The 20693-nt window shown below is 70.9% G+C and carries 15 protein-coding genes; 3 read left to right on the top strand and 12 right to left on the bottom strand.

Going from position 1 to position 20693, the window contains the following annotated elements; all coding sequences use genetic code 11:
• Nucleotides 1-73: 73 nt before the first annotated feature.
• The 9 genes from ACWD10_RS24795 to ACWD10_RS24755 form a co-directional block, all read right to left on the bottom strand.
• Nucleotides 74-1216, bottom strand: coding sequence for an inositol-3-phosphate synthase (locus tag ACWD10_RS24795; protein WP_451094539.1), 1143 nt, complete (start codon nucleotides 1214-1216; stop codon nucleotides 74-76).
• Between the two features lie 105 nt (nucleotides 1217-1321).
• Nucleotides 1322-2755 (bottom strand): ThuA domain-containing protein, encoded by a 1434-nt coding sequence (locus tag ACWD10_RS24790; RefSeq protein ID WP_451094537.1) that lies wholly within the window; start codon nucleotides 2753-2755, stop codon nucleotides 1322-1324.
• Nucleotides 2756-2768: 13 nt separating this feature from the next.
• Nucleotides 2769-5291, bottom strand: a complete 2523-nt coding sequence (locus tag ACWD10_RS24785; RefSeq protein ID WP_451094535.1) for a PQQ-dependent sugar dehydrogenase — start codon at nucleotides 5289-5291, stop codon at nucleotides 2769-2771.
• 161 nt (nucleotides 5292-5452) lie between these two features.
• Nucleotides 5453-6457, bottom strand: a complete 1005-nt coding sequence (locus ACWD10_RS24780) for a sugar phosphate isomerase/epimerase family protein (RefSeq protein WP_451094533.1) — start codon at nucleotides 6455-6457, stop codon at nucleotides 5453-5455.
• Nucleotides 6457-7728: a Gfo/Idh/MocA family protein gene (locus tag ACWD10_RS24775; RefSeq protein WP_451094531.1), complete on the bottom strand. Its 1272-nt coding sequence runs from the start codon at nucleotides 7726-7728 to the stop codon at nucleotides 6457-6459. The genes ACWD10_RS24780 and ACWD10_RS24775 overlap by 1 nt, the downstream gene beginning before the upstream one ends.
• A 71-nt stretch (nucleotides 7729-7799) precedes the next feature.
• Nucleotides 7800-8846 carry a substrate-binding domain-containing protein gene (locus tag ACWD10_RS24770; protein ID WP_451094529.1) on the bottom strand — a complete coding sequence of 349 codons (1047 nt, stop codon included), beginning with the start codon at nucleotides 8844-8846 and terminating at the stop codon, nucleotides 7800-7802.
• A 27-nt stretch (nucleotides 8847-8873) separates the two neighbouring features.
• A complete protein-coding gene (locus tag ACWD10_RS24765) occupies nucleotides 8874-9938 on the bottom strand; it encodes an ABC transporter permease (RefSeq protein WP_451094527.1) in 1065 nt (354 codons plus the stop codon).
• Entirely contained in the window at nucleotides 9935-11455 is a 1521-nt protein-coding gene (locus tag ACWD10_RS24760; RefSeq protein ID WP_451094525.1) for a sugar ABC transporter ATP-binding protein, read from the bottom strand. The genes ACWD10_RS24765 and ACWD10_RS24760 overlap by 4 nt, the downstream gene beginning before the upstream one ends.
• 337 nt (nucleotides 11456-11792) lie before the next feature.
• A complete protein-coding gene (locus tag ACWD10_RS24755; protein ID WP_451094523.1) occupies nucleotides 11793-12974 on the bottom strand; it encodes an ROK family protein in 1182 nt (393 codons plus the stop codon).
• A gap of 306 nt (nucleotides 12975-13280) precedes the next feature.
• Here ACWD10_RS24755 and ACWD10_RS24750 point away from each other — a divergent pair, with 306 nt between their 5' ends.
• Nucleotides 13281-14135 carry an NAD(P)H-binding protein gene (locus tag ACWD10_RS24750; RefSeq protein WP_451094521.1) on the top strand — a complete coding sequence of 285 codons (855 nt, stop codon included), beginning with the start codon at nucleotides 13281-13283 and terminating at the stop codon, nucleotides 14133-14135.
• A gap of 42 nt (nucleotides 14136-14177) precedes the next feature.
• Here the strand turns inward: ACWD10_RS24750 and ACWD10_RS24745 are convergent, their stop codons facing one another.
• From ACWD10_RS24745 to ACWD10_RS24735, 3 genes are all read right to left on the bottom strand, one after another.
• On the bottom strand, nucleotides 14178-14858 hold the full coding sequence (locus ACWD10_RS24745) for a GntR family transcriptional regulator (RefSeq protein WP_451094519.1): 681 nt from the start codon (nucleotides 14856-14858) through the stop codon (nucleotides 14178-14180).
• 168 nt (nucleotides 14859-15026) lie between these two features.
• The gene (locus tag ACWD10_RS24740) at nucleotides 15027-15974 is read right to left on the bottom strand and encodes a beta-ketoacyl-ACP synthase III (RefSeq protein WP_451094517.1); all 948 of its coding nucleotides are present in this window, start codon (nucleotides 15972-15974) and stop codon (nucleotides 15027-15029) included.
• Nucleotides 15975-16198: 224 nt separating this feature from the next.
• Nucleotides 16199-17521 carry an RNA-guided endonuclease InsQ/TnpB family protein gene (locus ACWD10_RS24735; protein ID WP_451094515.1) on the bottom strand — a complete coding sequence of 441 codons (1323 nt, stop codon included), beginning with the start codon at nucleotides 17519-17521 and terminating at the stop codon, nucleotides 16199-16201.
• 188 nt (nucleotides 17522-17709) lie between these two features.
• Between ACWD10_RS24735 and ACWD10_RS24730 the strand changes: the two genes are divergently transcribed.
• Nucleotides 17710-18693 (top strand): 2-dehydropantoate 2-reductase, encoded by a 984-nt coding sequence (locus tag ACWD10_RS24730; RefSeq protein WP_451094513.1) that lies wholly within the window; start codon nucleotides 17710-17712, stop codon nucleotides 18691-18693.
• Entirely contained in the window at nucleotides 18690-20690 is a 2001-nt protein-coding gene (locus ACWD10_RS24725) for a molybdopterin oxidoreductase family protein (RefSeq protein ID WP_451094511.1), read from the top strand. The genes ACWD10_RS24730 and ACWD10_RS24725 overlap by 4 nt, the downstream gene beginning before the upstream one ends.
• The last annotated feature ends 3 nt before the right edge of the window (nucleotides 20691-20693 follow it).

Raw genomic sequence — 20693 nt, 5'->3', positions numbered from 1 at the left:
CCCAAAGCACCGAAAGCACCCAGAGCACCCAGAGCACCAAAAAGCCGGGCCCGAAGCCCGTCTCGTGGCAGCATCACCATGCCTCCCGGAGCCGCTGCGCGAACGTGAGCAAGGTTTGGTACTGGTCCGCCAAGGCCGCCGGGGCGCCCGGGGCCGGGTCCTTGAAGTAGAAGGACAGTTCTGGGCGGGGGCCGGTGAGGCCTAGGGCGGAGGCGCGGGCGGTGAGGCGGGCGAGGTCCAGGATGAGGGGGGCCGCCAGGGCGGAGTCGCAGCCCTGCCAGATGGTTTGCAGGACCATGCGCGAGCCGAGGAAGCCGTCGAAGGCGATGTGGTCCCAGGCGGTCTTCCAGTCGCCGAGGGACGGCACGTCGTCGATGTGGACCTCTCCCTGGGGAGCCGGGCCGCCCAGGATGTCCGTGAGGACGCGTTCCTTGCCCGCGTTCTTCGCGGCCGCCGCGCCCGGGTCGGCGAGGGTGGCGCCGTCGCCGCCGCCGAGGAGGTTGGTGCCGGACCAGGCCCGTACGTCGAGGGCGCGGGACAGGAACATCGGGGCCAGGGCCGCCCGTAGCAGGGTCTGGCCCGTCTTGCCGTCGCGGCCCGCCCACGGCAGGCCGGAGCGGTGGGCCAGGTCCTCAAGGGCCGGGTGGTTCAGGCCCGTTGAGGGGGTGAAGTTCACGTAGGGGCAGCCCGCGCGGAGTGCCGCGGCCGCGTAGAGGGAGCTGGGTGGGAGGCGTTCGCCCTCGCTCAGGGACGGGGCGGGTTCCGTCGAGGCGACGTTCACCACTACCGCTCCAGTCAGGCCCCGGCGGCGTACGAAAGAGGAGATGTCCTTCGCAAAGGAGGCGATCAGCGCCTCGTCGTCGCGGGTGTCGCCCGGGAGTGGGCCGCCCGGGCGGATCTCGGCGTCCGCGGCGGCCAGTTCGGCGCGGACCGATGGCACCAGGCCGTGTGGCAGGACACCGCCGTCGGCCAGGTGCTCGGCGCGTTTGGGCAGCGGGCACTCGATCGTGTCGTGGCCGCCGAAGACCAGGGAGTTCAGGGGTGCCAGGCCGCTGTTCGCGAACGGCGGGGTCTCGGTGACCAGGCCGGTCGGCGGACGCAGGCCCGCGGCGACCGCCGCGCACCCCGCCACCACCGTCGTGGCGACGGAACCCCGTGCTCCGATCAGCCAGACCCCCGTTGCCGTACCACCAGCGGCCGTACCAATTGAGGCCACGCCATCCTCCCGTCGTAAGAAGAGTTACGAAGAGTTCTGTGCCGCGCAGACGCCGGGCGGGGCGGGGCCGAACCGGATGGACCGGCCGGCCCCGCCGGCCCCACGTCAGCTCTCCGCCCCCTTCGAAGCAGCCGGGAGCTCCTTGACGCGGATGTTCCGGAAGGACACCTTGTCCGCGTCGCCGTGATTCTGAATGCCGATATGCCCCTGCACCAGGCTCCGCGCCGGATCCGTGTTCGTGAAGTCGTTGATCTTCACGCCGTTCAGCCAGAGTTCCAAGTGCTCGCCCTCTACTCGGAGTTCGTAGGTGTTCCACTCCCCGGGCGGGTTGAGTGCCCGGTCGCGGGCCTTGATGTCGGCGGACTGGAAGCCGTACACCGAGCCCGTGGTCTTCTCCGGGACGTCTGTCGCGTCGATCTGGATTTCGTAGCCGTTGTTCACGGCCGACCACGGGTCGTCGGACGGCGGGAAGCCGATGAAGATTCCCGAGTTGTCGTCGCCTCCCTGGCTGGCCATCTTCCAGTCGAGTTTCAGGGAGTACGCGCCGAACTCCTTGGCCTCGTACCAGAACAGGCCCATCCCGCCGACGGACGTCAGGGTGCCGTCGTCGCCGAGCTCGAAGGAGCCGGGACCGGCCTGTTTCCAGCCCTCCACCGACGTACCGTCGAACAGCGACTCATATCCCTGCTCGGGGCGGCAGTCGGCCTGCGAGGCGCCCATCGCGTAGCGGATGCCGCCCAACAGGTGCTGGCGGAACTCCGGTTCGGCGAACGACTCCTTGGTGTGGCCGCCGCCCGTGTAGAAGGAGCGGCCCTCGGAGCCGTCGACGGAGGCCTGGCACCAGGCGATCGGATGGTCACCGTTCATCGTGCCGCCGATGTACGAGGACTCGTCGAGCGAGGCCAGGACGCGGGCCCGGTCCCGGGGGTTGGTGCGGTAGTTGTACCACTCGTCGGTGCGCTGCCACGTCGGGCCCAGATGGGCGGTGGCCTCGTGGGCGTGGTCCTCGACGTCGACCGTGGCCTGCTGGATGTGCGGGTGTGACTGGAAGTAGGCCCCGGCGAGGGCGCCGTAGAACTCCCACTCGTACTCGGTGTCCGCGGCCGCGTGGATGCCGACGTACCCGCCGCCGGACCTGATGTAGTCCTCGAAGGCGTCCTGCTGGCCCATGTCGAGGACGTCGCCCGTCGTGGAGAGCCAGACGACCGCGTCGTACTGGGACAGGTTGCCGCGGCTGAAGGCGGCCGCGTCCTCCGTGGCGTCGACCGTGAAGCCGTGTTCGGCGCCCAGGTCCTTGATCGCGGCGATGCCGTCGGGGATGGAGTCGTGCCGGAATCCGGCGGTCTTGGAGAAGACGAGGACCTTCTCGCCGTCCTTGCCGGGCTTGCCGGGCTTGCCGGGCTTGCCAGGCGCGCCGGGCGCGCCGGGCGCGCCGGGCTTCCTGTCGGGGTCCGGCCTGGCGGCGCTCGGGCCCGAGACACCGGCGATGAGCAGGGCCGCCGCGGCCGTCGCCAGCGTAAGTCGCGTGCGTGCGCGCATTGTTGCCCCCTTCTCAGCTCGTCGTGAAGGTGAAGTCGTCGAGTTCGTACAGCGCCTCCGTGCCCTCGCCCTTGAAGACCAGGAAGAGCTGGGTGGTGCCTGCGGGTGCGCCCGCGAGGTCCGCGGTGACGTCGGCGTAGTTCTCCCAGCCGCCGGTCGGCGGGACCGTCGCCGTGCCGAGGAGCGTGCCGTCCGCGGCGCCCGCCCGCACTTCGAGGGTGCCGCCGCTGCCGCCGGAGGCGACCCGCGCCGTCACGCCCGTGGCCTTGTCCAGCTGGTACGGCGTGAAGGAGATCCAGTCGCCGTTGTGGATATCGCCGACGGCCCTGCCGCCGTGGGCGGGGGCGCGGTTGGTGACGGTCACGCCCTGGTTGTCGTCGTAGTGCTCGCCCTGGCGGTGCCTGGGCTGGGTGATGTTCTGGTCGTGGGTGGTCAGCGGGGGCTGGCCGTTCGCGCCCTGGTCGGTGTACTCGGCGTCGAAGACCCCGAAGATGTTCGCGTTCGGGTCGTGCTCGCCGTCGGCGGAGGTCTGGATGGTGCCCTCACAGCCGTTGGCCGAGGTGACCGGGTGGCCGTGGCTGTCATGCCCGAGGATGTGCGTGACCTTGACCTTCGAGCAGTCGATGGTGCCGTCCTCCGGGTCCGTCACGGTCACCTTGAAGGGCACGGTGTCACCGAAGGTGAACAGCTGGCCGTTGCCGGGGAGTTCGAGCTTCACGGTCGGGGCGGTGTTGCCGACGGTGATATGGGCGCTGGCCGAGCCGGTGCGGCCGGTGGCGTCCTTGACGGTCACGGTCGCGGCGTAGACGCCGTTCTTCTCGTACGTGTGTGAGGGGTTCTGGTCCGTGGACGTGGCGCCGTCGCCGAAGTCCCAGGAGTACGTGAGCGCGTCGCCGTCGGCGTCGGTGGCCTTGGCCGTGAAGTCGACCTTGAGCGGGGCCTGGCCACTGGTGACGTTGGCGCTCGCCTCGGCCACCGGGGAGTGGCCGGATGTGGCGTTCTCGATGCGGTAGAGCGCCGAGTTCTCGTCGCCGTTGAAGTAGCCGGTGCCGTAGTCGAGGACGTAGAGCGCGCCGTCGGGGCCGAACTCCATGTCCATGACCTGCGTGCCCTGCCAGGGGAAGGGGTTGATCGACTCGACCGTGCCGTCCTTGTCCTGCGCGATCCGCTTGATCCAGCGGCGGCCGAACTCTCCGGCGAAGAAGTTCCCGTCGTACGCCTTCGGGAACTTGACCAGGGACTCGTTCTTCGGGTCGTAGCGGTAGACCGGGCCGCCCATCGGGGACTCGGAACCGGAACCGAACTCGGGGACCGAGTCGTCGTCGTACGGAATCCAGGCTTCCTGCGCGGGCGGAAGCTCGGTGAGGCCGGTGTTGTGCGGCGACTCGTTCTTCGGGGCGGCGCAGTCGAAGGCCTCGCCGGAGGCTCCGGTGGCGAAGTCGTAGTCGATGTACGCGTCGTTCTTGCCGGTGCAGTACGGCCAGCCGTAGTTGCCGGGCTTGGTGACGCGGGCGAACTCGACCTGTCCGGCGGGGCCACGCTTGGGGTCGGCGGTGCCCGAGTCCGGGCCGTAGTCGCCGACGTAGACGATGCCGGTGGGCTTGTCGACGCTCATCCGGAACGGGTTGCGGAAGCCCATCGCGTAGATCTCGGGGCGGGTCTTCTCGGTGCCCTTCGCGAAGAGGTTGCCGTCCGGGATGGTGTACGAGCCGTCGTCCGCGACCTTGATGCGCAGGATCTTGCCGCGCAGGTCATGGGTGTTGGCGGAGGTGCGCTGCGCGTCGTACGCGGGGTTGCGGCCCGCCCGCTCGTCGATGGGCGTGAAGCCGTCGGAGGCGAAGGGGTTGGAGTCGTCGCCGGTCGACAGGTAGAGGTTGCCGTCCTTGTCGAAGTCGATGTCACCGCCGACGTGGCAACAGATGCCGCGGTCCGCGGGGACGTCGAGGACCTTCTTCTCACCGGCCACGTCGAGGGTGCCGTCTTCCTTGAGCGTGAACCGGGAGAGCCGGTTGACGCCCTGGTACTTCGCGAAGTCCTCGGCGGTGCCCTCGTTGGGGGCGTCGCCGGACGGGGTGTCCAGGGGCGGGGCGTAGTAGAGGTAAACGGCGCGGTTCTGCTCGAAGTCGGGGTCTATGCCTACGCCTTGGAGGCCCTCTTCGTCATGGGAGTAGACGGGTATTTTGCCCGCTACTTTTGTAGTGCCGGATTCGCTGGTGAGACGGACCGTTCCGTCACGCGAGGTGTGCAGGACGGAGCGGTCGGGGAGTACCGCGAGCGTCATGGGCTCGCCCATTTCGAGCTCGCCCTTGGCGAGGGTGACCTGCTGGAAGTCCTCGGCCTTGGGCTTGCCCTTGCCCTTGTCCGCCCGCGCTGCCGCCCCCGTCCCCGCCCCCGCCTGCGTTTCGGCGGAGGGCCCGGAAGCAGGCGCGTCCGGTACGGCGGAAGCCGGGGCCGTCAGGCTCAGCGAGGCACCGGCGAGGAGCGCGCCGGTCAGGAGTGCCAGGGGCTTGCGCAACCATGGTCGTGTTCTGTGCACGGGTGTCCTCCGGGGGTGGGGCCGGTGGTACAGGGCGGGTGCGTGCCGTACTTACGTCGTGCGCGTGCTGGTGCTGGTGCTGCCGTGCGTGGGGCAGGGGGCGGGCCTGCTGGCGGTGGCCCTACTCGGCCCAGCAGTGGCCTACTCGGCTTAGCAGTGGCCTACTCGGCGCCCCCGAACGCCGCGTCGAACGAGGCCGACGGGGGTTCGAAGTCGTACGCCTTCAAGCGCCGCAGCGCCTCGGGCGCGCCCTGGAGGCGGTCCATACCGGCGTCCTCCCACTCCACCGAGACCGGCCCGGCGTAGCCGATCGAGCGGAGCATGCGGAAGACGTCCTCCCAGGGCACGTCGCCGTGCCCGGCCGAGACGAAGTCCCAGCCGCGGCGCGGGTCGCCCCAGGGCAGATGGGAGCCGAGGCGGCCGTTGCGGCCGTCGAGGCGGCGGCGGGCCTCCTTGCAGTCGACGTGGTAGATCCGGTCGCGGAAGTCGTAGAGGAAGCCGACCGGGTCGAGGTCCTGCCAGACGAAATGGCTGGGGTCGAAGTTGAGGCCGAAGGCGGGGCGGTGATGCACCGCGGCGAGCGCCTCCTTCGTGGTCCAGTAGTCGTAGGCGATCTCGCTGGGGTGGACCTCGTGCGCGAAGCGGACGCCCTCCGCGTCGAAGATGTCGAGGATCGGGTTCCAGCGGTCGGCGAAGTCCTGGTAGCCGCGCTCGATCATGCCGGGCACGACCGGCGGGAACATCGCGACGAGGTGCCAGACCGCCGAGCCGGTGAAGCCGATCACCGTGTCCACGCCGAAGGCCGCCGCGGCCCGCGCGGTGTCCTCCATCTCCGCCGCGGCGCGCTGCCGTACGCCCTCCGCGTCGCCGTCGCCCCAGATGCGGGCGGGCAGGATCGCCTTGTGCCGCTCGTCGATGATCGCGTCACAGACGGCCTGGCCGACGAGGTGGTTGGAGATGGCCCAGCATTCCAGGCCGTATTTGTCGAGGAGTTGGTGGCGGCCTTCTACATAAGAAGGGTCGGCGAGCGCCTTGTCGACCTCGAAGTGGTCGCCCCAGCAGGCGAGTTCGAGTCCGTCGTAGCCGAAGTCGCGGGCGAGCCGGCAGACCTCTTCGAGCGGCAGGTCGGCCCACTGGCCGGTGAAGAGCGTGAAGGTGCGGGGCATCAGTCCTCAGCCTCCGGAGCCGGTACGGGGATGTAGGCGCTGTTCTTCGCGGCGCTCTCCTCGACCGCCGCGAGGACCCGCTGGACCCGAAGCCCGTCGGCGAACGACGGGACGGGCGCGGTGTTCTCGGCGATGGCGTGGACGAGGTCGCGGGCCTGGTGCACGAAGGTGTGCTCGTAGCCGAGCCCATGGCCGGGCGGCCACCAGGCGTCGAGGTAGGGGTGGGCGGCCTCGGTGACGAGGATGCGGCGGAAGCCCGCGCTCTCACCGGGCTCGGTGTGGTCGTGGAAGGAGAGCTCGTTGAGGCGCTCCAGGTCGAAGGCCAACGAACCCTTCTCGCCGTTGAGTTCGAGCCGCAGTGCGTTCTTGCGCCCGGCGGCGAAACGGGTGGCCTCGAAGGACGCGAGCGCCCCGGAGGCCAGGCGCGCGGTGAACAGCGCGGCATCGTCGACGGTGACAAGCCCGCGCCCCACACCGCCACCGCCACCGCTCTCGGCATCGGACCCCGCGGACAGCCCCGCGGAAAGGCCCGAGGACACCCCCACCGGAAGCGGCCGCTCCGGTACGAACGTCTCCGTCAGCGCGGACACCCCCGCGACCCGCTCCCCGGCGACGTACTCCGCGAGATCCACGATGTGCGCCCCGAGGTCGCCGAGCGCACCGGAGCCCGCGAGCTCCCGGCGCAGCCGCCAGGTCAGCGGGAACTCCGGGTCGACCAGCCAGTCCTGCAGATAGGCGACCCGCACATGGCGGACCGCGCCGATCCGGCCGTCGGCGACCATGCGGCGGGCGAGCGCGAGGGCGGGCACGCGGCGGTAGTTGAAGCCGACCATGGCGACCTGGCCGCGGGCGCGGGCGCGGCGGGCCGCGGCGGCCATGGCCTCGGCCTCCTCGACCGAGTTGGCGAGCGGCTTCTCGCACAGCACGTGCTTGCCCGCGTCCAGCGCCGCGATGGCGATCTCGGCATGGCTGTCGCCGGGCGTGCAGATGTCGACGAGCTGCACGTCGTCGCGGGCCACGAGGGCGCGCCAGTCGGTCTCGGCGGCGCGCCAGCCGTGCCGGTCGGCGGCGGACCGTACGGCGACGGTGTCGCGGCCGCAGATCGCGGTCATGTCCGGGGCCAGCGGCAGGTCGAAGACGCGGCCCGCGGTGCGCCAGCCCTGCGAGTGGGCGGCGCCCATGAAGGCGTAACCGACCATGCCGACACCGAGCCGGGGCAGCGCCCGGGACCCGGCCACGGACTCGTCCCGCTCCCCGTGTTCCTCCTGCATACGGAATGCCTCCTCGTCAACGGCGGTGGGGGGCGCGGCGCCCCGGGTGCTCAACACAGGTGCTGCGGGGCTCACTTGAAGCCGGTGGGCATGTACCGGTCGACGTTGTCCTTGGTGACGACCGCCGAGTAGAGCGTGATCGACGACGGGATCTCGAACTCGGCCATGCCGCCGATGCCCTTGCTCTGGCCGAGCGCACGAGCCAGGTCGATGGCCGAGGCCGCCATGGTGGGCGGGTAGAGGACGGTGGCCTTCAGGACACCCTGGTCGGACTTGATCTCCTCGAACGCGGAGAGCGCCCCGGCGCCGCCGACCATCAGGAAGTCGTCGCGCCCGGCCTGCTTGACAGCGCGCAGGGCGCCCACGCCCTGGTCGTCGTCGTGGTTCCACAGGGCGTCGAAGTTCTTCTGCGCCTGGAGGAGTTGAGACATCTTCTCCTGGCCCGACTCGACCGTGAACTCGGCGGCCTGCCGTGCCACCTTCTTGATGTTGGGGTAGTTCTTCAGGGCGTCGTCGAAGCCCTCGGTGCGCTGCTTGGTGAGCTCCAGGTTGTCGAGCCCGGCCAGCTCCACGACGCGGGCGTTCTTCTTGCCCTTGAGCTGCTCGCCGATGTAGTGCCCGGCGTTGAGGCCCATGCCGTAGTTGTCGCCGCCGATCCAGCAGCGGTACGCCTGCGGGGACGCGAAGATCCGGTCGAGGTTGACCACCGGGATGTCGGCGCGCATGGCCTTGAGCCCGGCCTGGGTCATGGCCTTGCCGTCGGCGGGCAGGATGACGAGGACATCCACCTTCTTGTTGATCAGGGTGTCGATCTGGCCGATCTGGGCGGCCGTGTCGTTGGAGCCCTCGGTGATCTCCAGGGTGACGTCCTGGTACTTCTCGGCGCGCTCGCGGGCGTTGACGTTGATGGCGTTGAGCCAGCCGTGGTCGGCCTGCGGCCCGGCGAAGCCGATGGTGACCTTCTTGCCCGGCTTGTCGTCGGCGACCGGCAGTTCGGCCTTGTCGTCGCCGCCGTCCGTGGGCTCGTTGCTGGTGCAGGCGGTGAGCAGCGCGCCGGTGGAGACGGCGGCGGCGCCGAAGAGCAGGTTTCTGCGGGTGGTGTGCGCTGGGTGAGCCATGTGCGTATCTCTCCTCGAAGTGGCGCGCTACTCGCGGGCGGTGCGGCGCTGGATGAGAACGGCGGCGACGATGATCGCGCCCTTGGCGATCTGCTGGGTCGCGCTCTGGAGGTTGTTGAGCGCGAAGATGTTGGTGATCACGGTGAAGATCAGCACGCCGAGCACGGAGCCGACGATGGTGCCCCGGCCGCCGGTGAGCAGCGTGCCGCCGATGATCGCGGCCGCGATGGCGTCGAGTTCGTAGAGGTTGCCGTTGGTGTTCTGGCCGGAGCCGGACAGCACGATCAGCAAGAAGGCCGCGATGCCGCAGCAGAGACCGGAGAGCAGATAGAGGTAAAGGCGCTGGCGGCGTACGTCGATCCCGGCGAGCCGGGCCGCCTCCGCGTTGCCGCCGACGGCGACGGTGCGGCGGCCGAAGGTGGTGCGGTTGAGCAGCAGCCAGCCGACGACGGTGACGGCGGCGAAGACGAGCACGAGCGGCGGGATGCCGAGCAGATACGCGTCCCGCTCGCCGAGACTCAACACCTCGTCCACGGTGACCACTTGGGTCTTGCCGTCGGTGATCTGCAGCGCGAGCCCGCGGCCCGCGGCGAGCATGGCGAGCGTCGCGATGAACGGCACCATCCCGCCGTACGCGATGAGCACCCCGTTCACGAGACCGCAGCCGAGGCCGACGACCACGGACGCGAACAGGACGCCCCCGAAGCCGTACTCCTGCGTGGCGACCGTCGTGGCCCACACGGAGGCGAGCGCCACGATGGCGCCCACGGACAGGTCGATGCCTCCGGAGGTGATGACGAAGGTCATGCCGACCGTCACGACGCCGATGACCGACGCCTGAGTGAGGATCAGCTGGAGGTTGCTGGCGGAGAGGAACGCGTCGGGCTTGGTGGCGCCGCCGATGACGGCGAGCACGGCGAGCACGCCGACCAGGGACAGGGTGCGGACGTCGGCGCGGACGAGGACGGCGCGCCACGGGGCGGGCGGACGTCCCACCGGCTCCTTGCCGACCCCCTCACCACCACTGTTGTCGGTTTTGTGCACGGGTTCCTCCTCCCGCGCAGGGTTCGATGGCTGCGCTGCCTGCGTCATGCGGCCGGGCTCCCTTCAAGGACGAGGTCGAGTACGCGGGATTCGTCGAGGTCACGTGCGGGGGCCCGGTGCACGACGCGGCCCTCCCTGAGGACAAGCACCCGGTCGGCGAGGCCCAGGACTTCGGGGACCTCGCTGGAGACGAGCAGCACGGCGAGCCCCTCGTCGGCGAGCCGCCGCACCACGGCGTACAGCTCGGCGCGGGCACCGACATCGACACCGCGGGTCGGCTCGTCGAGCAGCAGCACGCGGCAGCCGCGGAGCAGCCACCGGGCGAGTACGGCCTTCTGCTGATTGCCGCCGGAGAGGGTGCGCACCGGCGCCTGTGGCCGGTCGGGCTTGAGGGAGAGCTCCCGGGTGGCCCGGCGCGCGGCCGCGTACTCGCGGCCCCGGTCGAGCCATCCGGCGCGCGCGAACCGCGAGAGCGAGGTGACCGACACATTGCGCGTGACGGACTCCAGCATCAGCAGGGCCTGCGCCTTGCGCTCCTCCGGGGCGAGCCCGAGCCCGGCGCGCACCGCGGCGCGGACGCTGCCGGGCCGGACGGTGCGCCCGTCGACCAGGACGCGTCCGGCGGTGGGCCTGCGCGCCCCGTAGATCGTCTCCAGGATCTCGGAGCGCCCGGAGCCGACGAGCCCGGCAAGCCCGACGATCTCACCGGGCCGCACCGTCAGGTCGAGCGGCGCGAACTCGCCGTCCCTGGCGAGCCCTTGGACCTCGAGGAGCGGCCTCGCCGCTGCGGGCTGGTCGGCGGGCCTCTCAGGGAAGGCGTACTCGGCCGTGCGCCCGGTCATGAGAGAGACGATCTCGCTGGTCGGCGTGGACTCGGCGGGCAGTCCCGCGGCCACGGCCCGGCCGTCCTTGAGTACGGTCACGCGGTCGCCGATGCGGCGGATCTCCTCCAGGCGGTGCGAGATGTAGACGACGGCGACCCCGTCCGCGGTGAGCCCGGCGACGATCCGGAAGAGATTGTCGACCTCGTCCGGGTCGAGGGCCGCGGACGGCTCGTCCATGACGATGAGGCGGACGTCGTGCGAGAGGGCCCGCGCCATGGAGACGATCTGCTGCTGCGCGGCGGAGAGTTCACCGACAGGCCGGGCGGGGTCGATCTCGTCATGTCCAAGTCGCGTGAGAAGAGCGGAGGTTGCCTCCCGGGCTTCGCGGCCGCGGACCACGAACCCTGCCGAGGTGGGCTCGTGCCCGAGGAAGACGTTCTCGGCGACCGAGAGCCCGGCGACCAGGTCCAACTCCTGGTAGATGGTGGCGATGCCGAGCCGCATCGCGGCGATCGGGGACTTGAGGTGCACGTCCCGGCCGCGCCAGGTGATGGTGCCGCCGTCCGGCCGGTGCGCGCCCGCGAGCACCTTGATCAGGGTGGACTTCCCGGCGCCGTTCTGGCCGAGCAGGCAGTGCACTTCACCCGCCTCGACGTCCAGGGTCACGCCGTCGAGGGCGCGTACGCCCGGGAAGGACTTGGTGATGCCGGACATGGTGAGCAGCGGTGGTTCGGGTGCCATGGTGCTCTCCTCGGCTGGTTTCGGCCGGGTTCAGGGCAGGGCTGTCGCAGGGCGGGGCGTTTTCGGGCAGGGCGGGGTAGGGCGCTGTGCTCCGGGGTGGTGCGGCTTTTGCGGTCGTACGTCGAGCTGTTCAGGTCGCACGTCGTGCCGTGGTGGTCGTACGGCGTGCCGTTCAGGTCGTACGTGCTTCAGGTGCGGGTCGTACGCGGTGGTGCCGTGCGGGTGATACGCGGTGGTGCCGTGCGGGTGATACGCGGTGGTGCCGTGCGGGTGATACGCGGTGGTGCCGTGCGGGTGATACGCGGTGGTGCCGTGCGGGTCGTGCGCACCGGCCGGGTCAGGCCGGTGAGAACAGGTGGTCGCTGATGAGCCGGGCCGCGCCGATCACCCCGGCGGTGGGCCCCAACTCGCCCAGGACGATGGGCAGATTGCCGGTCGCGAGCGGCAGCGACTGGCGGTAGACCTGGGTGCGGATCGCGGCGAGCAGGGTGTGCCCGAGGCCGGTCACCCCGCCGCCGATCACCACGAGCCCGGGGTTGAAGAAGCTGACGAGCCCGGCGATCACCTGCCCGGTGCGGTTGCCGCCCGCCCGGATCAGGTCGAGCGCGGCGGCGTCGCCCGCGGCGGCCGCGGCGGCGACGTCGGACGCGGTGAGCACCCCGGCCTCCTCGAGGCGCGCGGCGAGCTCGGGCGAACGTCCCTGTTCGGCGGCCTCGGTGGCGTCCCTGGCCAGGGCGGCACCGCTGAAGTGGGCCTCCAGGCAGCCCCGGTTGCCGCAGGCGCAGGGCCGTCCGTCCGGCTCGACCTGGATGTGCCCGATGTCCCCGGCGCTGCCCGTCGTACCGCGGTGGACCTCGCCACCGGCGACGATGCCGCAGCCGATGCCGGTGCCGATCTTGACGCAGAGGAAGTCGCCCACGGAGCGGGCGACGCCCGCGTGTTGCTCCCCCATGGCCATGAGGTTCACGTCGTTGTCGACCATGACGGGGCAGCCCAGGTCCTGGCTGAGCGCCTCGCGCACGGGGAAGCCGTCCCAGCCCGGCATGATCGGCGGCGCGACGGGCACGCCCTCCGGGAAGCGGACCGGCCCCGGCACCCCGATGCCGCACCCGTCGAAGCCCTCCGCGAGCCCGGAGTCCTTCAACTTGGCGGCCATGGCGAGGACTTGCTCGAAGACGGCGACGGGGCCCTCGCGGACGTCCATCGGCTGGTTGATGTGCCCGAGCACTTCGAGCTCGGCGTTGGTGACGGCCACGTCGATCGAGGTGGCGCCGATGTCGACGCCGAGGAAGCGCAGGGCGGGCGCGAGCCGGATATTGTGCGAGCGGCGCCCGCCCCGCGAGGCGGCGAGGCCGTCGGCGACGACCAGGCCGGTCTCCAGGAGCCGGTCGACCTCGACGGCCAGCTTCGACCGCGAGAGGTCGACCTGATCGCCCAGCTGGGCACGGGAGTTCGGCCCGCCGTCACGCAGCAGACGGAGCAGTCGCGCCTGGTGCGCGTTCGCGGGTCGAGCCGTCATCCGTCTCACGCCACCCCTCCCGCCGTTCGGCTCCGGCATCCCTGGCTTTCGAGGGGAACGTAGCAGTGGGTGCCGGGGGTGGGAAGAAGTTGCGCAGTAATCCGTGCAGACTTTCTCCTTCGACAGGACAAAGGCAGGTGAGCACGGTGGCCGTGGCGGGGCGGGGCGGTCCGGGGCGGCGGCCAGGGGCGGCTGAGAGGCGGATCCCGTATGGCGATACGCGGGTGGACAGTGTCACCCCCGCCTGCTGGGGTGAGGCGGGCAGCCACGGCGCGCAGCCACAGCGGGCAACCGAAAGGCAGACCCATGTTCCTCGTCACCGGTGCTACCGGGAACGTCGGCTCCGAAGTCGTCCGGCACCTCGCCGAACAGGGCGAGCGGGTACGGGCGTTCAGCCGCTCGGGCAGTCCGGGCCGTTCGGACCGTTCGGACCGTTCGGACGGGCTGCCGAAGGGCGTCGAGGCGGTGGCCGGTGATCTCAACAGCCCCGCGTCGGTCGAGGCCGCGCTCGACGGCGTACGCGCCGTGTTCCTGCTTCCCGGCTACCAGCGGGCGGACGAGACGCTTGCCGCGGTCCGCCGGGCGGGCGCCGAGCGCGTCGTGCTGCTCTCCGGCAGCTCGGTCACGGGCGGCGACCGGAGCAACGCGGTCACCCGGTACATGCTGGAGGCGGAGGAGGCGGTCCGTGCGTCCGGGCTGCCCTGGACGGTCCTGCGTCCGGTCGGCTTCGCCTCCAACACCCTCCAGTGGAGGGACCAGTTGGCGGCGGGCGACGTGGTGCGCGCACCGTTCGCGGGCGTACGCATCGCGCAGATCGATCCGTACGACATCGGCGCCGTCGCCGCGCTCGCCCTGCGCACCCCCGACCACGAGGGCCGCGCCTACGCGCTGACCGGCCCGGAGTCCCTGCTCCCCGCGGACCGGCTGCGGATCCTGGGCGAGGTACTCGGCCGCGACCTGCGCTTCGAGGCGCAGCCGGACGACGAGGCGCGCGCGGAGATGAGCGCGCAGATGCCCGCCGAGTACGTCGATGCCTTCTTCCGCTTCTACGTCGACGGGACCCTGGACGAGTCCCAGGTCCTGCCGACCGTGCGCGAGGTCACGGGGCGGGAGCCGCGCACGTTCCGGGAATGGGCGAAGGAGCACGCGGAGGACTTCTGAGGCCGCGGGCCCGCTCCGGCCGGGAGCCTGCGGCCGGACGCCTCAGGACTCCGCGGCCCGCTGGTGGTACGTCCTGCGCGTGTGCTCGGTGTGCGCGCGCATGACCTCCGTCGCGCGTTGCTCGTCGCGGTCCTCGATCGCCGCGATCAGCTCGCGGTGCTCGATCCAGGACTGCTTGCCGCGCTGCCGGGCGACCGGCGTGTAGTACCAGCGGACCCGGCGGTCCACCTGGGCGGCCAGCTCGGCGAGGACCAGATTCCCCGCGAGCTCCATGACCTTGGCGTGGAAGGCGGCGTTGGTGGCCACGACCGTGTCGACCTCGCCGTCGGCCACCGCGCGCTCGCCCTGCGCGCACAGCTCCTCCAGGGCGGCGATCCCCGCCGACCCCGCGTTCGCCGCGGCGAGGCGGGCCGCCTCGGCCTCCAACAGGGTGCGGACGGTGAGGAGTTGGTCCGCCTCTTCCTCGGTCGGCTCGTGCACGAAGGCGCCCTGTGCGGGCCGCAGGTCCACCCAGCCCTCGGTGTTGAGCCGTTGCAGCGCCTCGCGCACGGGCTGCCGGGAGACCCCCAGGTGCCCGGCCAGTTCGCTCTCCACCAGGTGCTGGCCCGGGCGAAGGGCGCGGGTCGTGATCAGTTCGAGGAGCGCCTCGTACACGCGCTCGCGCAGCGGCCCCGGCCGCTCCAGCTTGGGCACGGCGCCTTGCGGAAGTCCCGCGGACAGCATGGCGTTCCCCCTCCTCGATCGTCGGCGACGGACGGTCAAGTCTCCTGATCGGATTGGCTATTGTCTACAGTCTACCGAGCACCATGGCCAGAACCGGGGGGAGTTGGACCGGTCACACCCGCTTCGGGTACGGCGCACCCGCTTCGGGTACGGCGGCCCACGCGCACGTCACGGACAGCGAATGACCTGACCCGCGTACGACAGATTGCCGCCGAAGCCGAAGAGCAGTACCGGCGCACCGGGCGCGACCTCCCGCCGCTCGACCAGCTTGGACAGGGCGAGCGGGATGCTGGCGGCGGACGTGTTCCCGGACTCGACGACATCGCGGGCGACCACCGCACCGGCCGCCCCGATCCGCTCGGCGACGGGCTCGATGATCCGCAGGTTGGCCTGGTGCAGCACGACCCCGGCGAGGTCGTCGGGGGTGAGCCCGGCGCGCTCGCAGGCGGCGCGGGCGATGGCGGGGAGCTGGGTGGTGGCCCAGCGGTAGACGGACTGGCCCTCCTGCGCGAAGACCGGCGGGGTGCCCTCGATCCGTACCGCGTGCCCCATCTCGGGCACCGAGCCCCACAGGACCGGCCCGATACCGGGCTCTTCGTCTTCGGGCGCGGCCTCGACGACCACGGCACCGGCACCGTCCCCGACCAGGACGCAGGTCGTACGGTCGGTCCAGTCCGTCACCTCGGACATCTTGTCGGCGCCGATCACCAGGGCACGGGTCGCGGACCCGGCGCGGATGGCGTGGTCGGCGGTGGCGAGGGCGTGCGGGAACCCGGCGCAGACCACGTTCAGGTCGAGCGTGGCGGGCGAGGCGGCGCCGAGCCGGGCGGCGACGCGGGCGGCCGTGTTCGGGGAACGGTCGATGGCGGTGGAGGTGGCGACCAGGATCAGGTCGATGTCCCCTGGCGCGAGTCCGGCCGCGGCGAGCGCCTTTTCCGCGGCCTGCGCGGCGAGCGCGTCGACAGGCTCGTCCGGGCCCGCGATCCGGCGGGTACGGATGCCGACCCGGCTGCGGATCCAGGCGTCACTGGTGTCGACCAGGCGCTCCAAGTCGGCGTTGGTGAGTACCTTCGCCGGCTGGTAGTGGCCGACCGCGGTGATACGGGATCCGGTCATGGGGGCAGCGCCGCCTCTCGTGGCTCACGTGGCTCTCGTGAGCCGGGATCGATCAGGGCCCACCAGTCTGGTCAGCGACTCACCAGTACGAAGGCAAGTAAAGCGACAGGATTCCGCCACGCCTCTTGGAGCTTTCGATGAGCCCCGGGGCCGGACCCACCCGCCCCCCGCCCTGGACTGGATCTCGTTTGGCGTCCTCCGCCTCCCTGAGGAGGGGATTCCCTTCAGGCAGCGCTCCGCGCTGCAGTCGGGGTCACGCCGGTCGCCCGGCGATCAGGTTCCTGCTTCTCAGACCGGCCACCGCCGAGGTCTCCACAGGCTGACAGGGCCTGCCCGGCCCCGAGGGTGTTCTTCGCCCCGTTCACGTCGGCATTGTCCCGGTGGCCGCAGGCCGTGCACTCGAAGACCGCTTGGCTCTTGCGGTTCTCCGGAGCCACATGCCCGCACCGATTGCACGTCTGAGACGTATACGCGGGGTTGACCTTGATGATGCGGCTGCCCGTATATCGGGCCGCGCTGTTGAGGGCGAGTTCCAGGCGGTGCCAGCCCTTGTTCAGGATTGCCCGGTTCAGGCCCCGCTTCTGGGCGACGTTCACCCCGGGCTCGGTCACCGTGCCCGAAGCGGAGGCGGTCATGTTGCGGGTCTTGAGATCCTCAAGGACGACGACGGCGTTTCGGGCGGTGATGCGGTTCGCCGTGAAAGAGCAGAAATCTGCACGCCGGTCCGATACGCGGCCCATGATCCGGCGCATAGCGGTGACAGCCTTCCGCCAGTTCTTACTGCCGCGCTTGGACCGGGCGAGCTTTTGCTGCAGCTTCCGGTACCGAACGCTCTCGCCGTCCGTGATGAATGTGCGATCGAAGAACTCTCCGTCGGAAGTGACGGCCGCGACCTTCACACCCCTGTCGACCCCTACAGCCGCGCCGGGCATCGCATGCCGCTTTGGTGTCTGCACCTGGTCGTCCACCAGGAACGAGATATGCCACTGTCCGCCCTTGCGGGACACGGTGGCGGAGCGGACCTCCCCACCGAGGGGGCGGGACCAGCGGAAGCGGACCCAACCCAACTTGGGGAGCTTGACCCGGCCCCACTTGCGGCCGATCCGTTCCACGGCGATGCGGTCGCCCGCCGGGAACCGGAACGACGGGGCCCACCGATGCTTGGAACGCCACCGCACACGGAACGTGCCGTGCTCGCGGCATGCTCGGTCGAGATCCCGGAGGGTCTGCTGGAGTACGTGAGAGGGCGCAGCCCGAAGCCATTCGTGCTCGCGCTTGGCCTCGGCGAGTTCGGCGGCCTGCGGAACGTAGTTCATCCACGCGCCGCGCCGCCGATACTCCCTGCGCTGCTCAAGACCGGTGTTCCACACCGCCCGGCAGATGTCCCCGAACTCTTCCGCCATCGCCGTCTGCGACTCTGTGAGGTCGAGTCGGTAACGGCGGCCGGTCAGCATGCACCCATATTCACATGGCAAGTTGGGGCATGTACGAGCTTTAGCCAAGATGATCGCACATCCAGCACAACACCGATCGGGCTGCCAGGTCATGGCCCCAGCTCCTGCCCCCGATCTACGGCCCAGACCGGCGAGACGCAAGCCCACCCCGCGCAACCCCTTGCTGGCCCAACTTCCATACTGTAGACAATATTTCGTCGACAGAGTGCGACTCCCCCACGCCCGGGCGGCGCCCCAACCCCCGCCCGGCATCGGTTCCCTCAACCGACAGGAGCCCCACCGTGAAAGTCGCAGTCCTCGGCGCCGGAGCGATCGGCGCCTACGTCGGGGCCGCGCTGCACCGCGCCGGCGCCGACGTTCATCTCATTGCCCGTGGACCGCACTTGGCGGCCATGAGGCAGCACGGCGTGCGCGTGCTCAGCCCTCGTGGCGACTTCACCGCGCGGCCGCACGCCACCGATGACCCGGCCGAGGTCGGGCCGGTGGACCATGTCTTCCTGGGGCTCAAGGCCACCTCGTACGCGGCGTGCGGGCCGCTCGTCCGGCCGCTGCTCCAGGCGCACACCACCGTGATCGCAGCGCAGAACGGCATCCCCTGGTGGTACTTCCACCGGCACGGCGGCCCGCACGACGGGCACCGCGTCGAGAGCGTCGATCCGGGCGGCGCGGTCAGCGCGGTCCTCGCCCCCGAGCGGGCCGTCGGGTGTGTCGTGTACGCCGCGACCGAGCTCGAAGGGCCGGGCGTCGTACGGCACTTGGAGGGCACCCGGTTCTCCATCGGCGAGCCGGACCGTTCCGTCTCGCCGCGCTGTCTGGAGTTCAGCGAGGCGATGCGGTCCGGCGGCCTGAAGTGCCCGGTGGAGCCGGAGCTGCGCAACGACATCTGGATCAAGCTGCTCGGCAATATCTCGTTCAACCCGATCAGTGCGCTGACCCGGGCGACCATGCGGCAGATGTGCGTGCACGGCTCCACCCGCGAGGTCGTGGAGATCATGATGACCGAGACCCTGGCCGTGGCCGAGGCCCTCGGCTGCAAGCCGGGCGTCTCCATCGAGCGGCGCCTGGCCGGGGCGGAGCGGGTCGGCGACCACCGTACGTCGACCCTCCAGGACCTGGAGCGCGGCAAGCCGCTCGAACTCGACGTGCTGCTCGCGGCGGTGGTGGAACTGGCCGCGATCACCGGTGTCCCGGTACCGACGCTGCGCACCGTGCACGCCCTGTCGGACCTGCTCGCCGCCCGTACGCAAGCAAGGAGCGCCGCATGACGAGCCGAAGGACCAGCCGCACAAAACAGCGCGACCGCAAACCCACCACCCCGTACACCCGCCTCACCCACCCCCTCGTCCGCGAGACCCCCGGCGACCGTAACTCCCCGCTGAGGCGCGCCACCTGGGACGAGGCGCTCGACCTCGCGGCGGACGGGTTCCAGCGCACCCGCATCGAGTACGGCCCGGACGCCTTCGCGATGCTGTCCTGCGCCCGCGCGACCAACGAAATGAACTATGTGGCGCAGAAGTTCACGCGCGTGGTGATGGGCACCAACAACGTCGACTCCTGCAACCGCACCTGCCACGCGCCCAGCGTCGCGGGCCTGTCGGCGGTGTTCGGCTCGGGCGGCGGCACCTCGTCGTACGAGGAAGTGGAGCACACCGATCTGATCGTGATGTGGGGCTCCAACGCCCGCTTCGCGCACCCGATCTTCTTCCAGCACGTGCTCAAGGGGATACGGAACGGGGCGCGGATGTACGCCGTCGATCCGCGCCGCACCTCGACGGCCGAGTGGGCCGAGGGCTGGCTCGGCCTCAACGTCGGCACCGACATTCCGCTCGCGCACGCCATCGGCCGCGAGATCATCCACGCGGGGCTGTGCAATCGGGCGTTCATCGAGCGGGCGACCACCGGGTTCGACGAGTACGCGGCCCTGGTCGAGCCCTGGACGCTCTCGCTCGCCGAGAAGGTCACGGGCGTGCCCGCGGCCGCGATCCGCGAGCTCGCGCACGCCTATGCCACCGCCGAACGGGCCCAGATCTGCTGGACCTTGGGCATCACCGAGCACCACAACGGCACCGACAACGTGCGCGCCCTGATCAACCTCGCCCTGCTCACCGGGCACGTCGGCCGGTACGGCTCCGGGGTGCAGCCCTTGCGCGGCCAGAACAACGTGCAGGGCGGCGGCGACATGGGCGCCATCCCCAACCGCCTGCCCGGCTTCCAGGACATCCTCAACGACACGGACCGGGCCAAGTTCGAGGCGGCCTGGGACACGGCGATACAGCCGCGCTACGGCATGACCCTGACGGACATGTTCGAGGCGATGGAGCACGGGGAGCTGCGCGCGGTCTACTGCATCGGCGAGAACCCGGCGCAGTCGGAGGCCGACAGCGAGCAGGCGGTGCGCCGCCTCGCCGCCCTCGACCACCTGGTGGTGCAGGACATCTTCCTGACGAAGACCGCGCAGCTGGCCGACGTCGTGCTGCCCGCGACCGCCGCGTGGGCGGAGACCGAGGGCACCACGACCAACAGCGAACGCCGGGTGCAGCGGGTGCGGGCCGCGCTCACCCCGCCCGGCGAGGCGCGCGAGGACATCGACATCCTCTGCGACCTCGCCGAACGCCTCGGCCACGCCCGGAAGTTCGCGAACTTCAAGAACGCGGAGTCGGTCTGGAACGAGCTGCGCTCGCTGTCCCCCGACCACTTCGGCATGACGTACGGCCGTCTGGAGCAGCACCAGGGACTCCAGTGGCCCTGCCCCGACCTGGACGAGCTGCCGTCGAGCTTCCTGCACGCGCGCCTGTGGGAGTCCGATCCGGCCCGCCGCGGCCGCCCGGCCCCCTTCGGCCTGGTCGAACACGACCCGCCGGTGGACCTCACGGACGAGGCGTACCCGATCCGCCTGACGACCGGCCGACGCCTCGACTCGTACAACACCGGGGTGCAGAGCGGGAGTTTCGCCTCCCCGCTGCGGCGCGGCGAGTACGTCGAGCTGTGCCCGGAGGACGCGGAGCGGTACGGCGTGGTGGTGGGCGAGGAGGTACGGGTGGCCTCGCGGCGCGGCGAGGTGGTCGCGCCGGTGTGGGTCGACCCGGGGCTGCGCCCCGGCCTGGCCTTCATGACGATGCACTTTCCGGACGAGGTGGACACCAACCTGCTGACCATCGAGGCGAACTGCCCGATCGCGGGCACGGCGGAGTTCAAGGCGTCCGCGATCCGCATCGAGAAGCTGCCCGCTACGACGCCGCCCGCTACGGCCGTGAGGAGCTGACCA

The sequence above is a fragment of the Streptomyces sp. NPDC002851 genome (assembly GCF_053591935.1).
Note: the sequence above shows the minus strand (reverse complement) of the source record. Positions and strands in the feature narration are given on the sequence as shown.

Bases quoted from the DNA above. Each gene is read 5' to 3' on its own strand.
- ACWD10_RS24790 (WP_451094537.1), bottom strand. From the start codon at position 2,755: ATGCGCGCACGCACGCGACTTACGCTGGCGACGGCCGCGGCGGCCCTG.
- ACWD10_RS24740 (WP_451094517.1), bottom strand. From the start codon at position 15,974: ATGACCGGATCCCGTATCACCGCGGTCGGCCACTACCAGCCGGCGAAG.
- ACWD10_RS24735 (WP_451094515.1), bottom strand. From the start codon at position 17,521: ATGACCTGGCAGCCCGATCGGTGTTGTGCTGGATGTGCGATCATCTTG.
- ACWD10_RS24745 (WP_451094519.1), bottom strand. From the start codon at position 14,858: ATGCTGTCCGCGGGACTTCCGCAAGGCGCCGTGCCCAAGCTGGAGCGG.
- ACWD10_RS24750 (WP_451094521.1), top strand. From the start codon at position 13,281: ATGTTCCTCGTCACCGGTGCTACCGGGAACGTCGGCTCCGAAGTCGTC.
- ACWD10_RS24755 (WP_451094523.1), bottom strand. From the start codon at position 12,974: ATGACGGCTCGACCCGCGAACGCGCACCAGGCGCGACTGCTCCGTCTG.
- ACWD10_RS24725 (WP_451094511.1), top strand. From the start codon at position 18,690: ATGACGAGCCGAAGGACCAGCCGCACAAAACAGCGCGACCGCAAACCC.
- ACWD10_RS24760 (WP_451094525.1), bottom strand. From the start codon at position 11,455: ATGGCACCCGAACCACCGCTGCTCACCATGTCCGGCATCACCAAGTCC.
- ACWD10_RS24765 (WP_451094527.1), bottom strand. From the start codon at position 9,938: ATGACGCAGGCAGCGCAGCCATCGAACCCTGCGCGGGAGGAGGAACCC.
- ACWD10_RS24770 (WP_451094529.1), bottom strand. From the start codon at position 8,846: ATGGCTCACCCAGCGCACACCACCCGCAGAAACCTGCTCTTCGGCGCC.
- ACWD10_RS24775 (WP_451094531.1), bottom strand. From the start codon at position 7,728: ATGCAGGAGGAACACGGGGAGCGGGACGAGTCCGTGGCCGGGTCCCGG.
- ACWD10_RS24780 (WP_451094533.1), bottom strand. From the start codon at position 6,457: ATGCCCCGCACCTTCACGCTCTTCACCGGCCAGTGGGCCGACCTGCCG.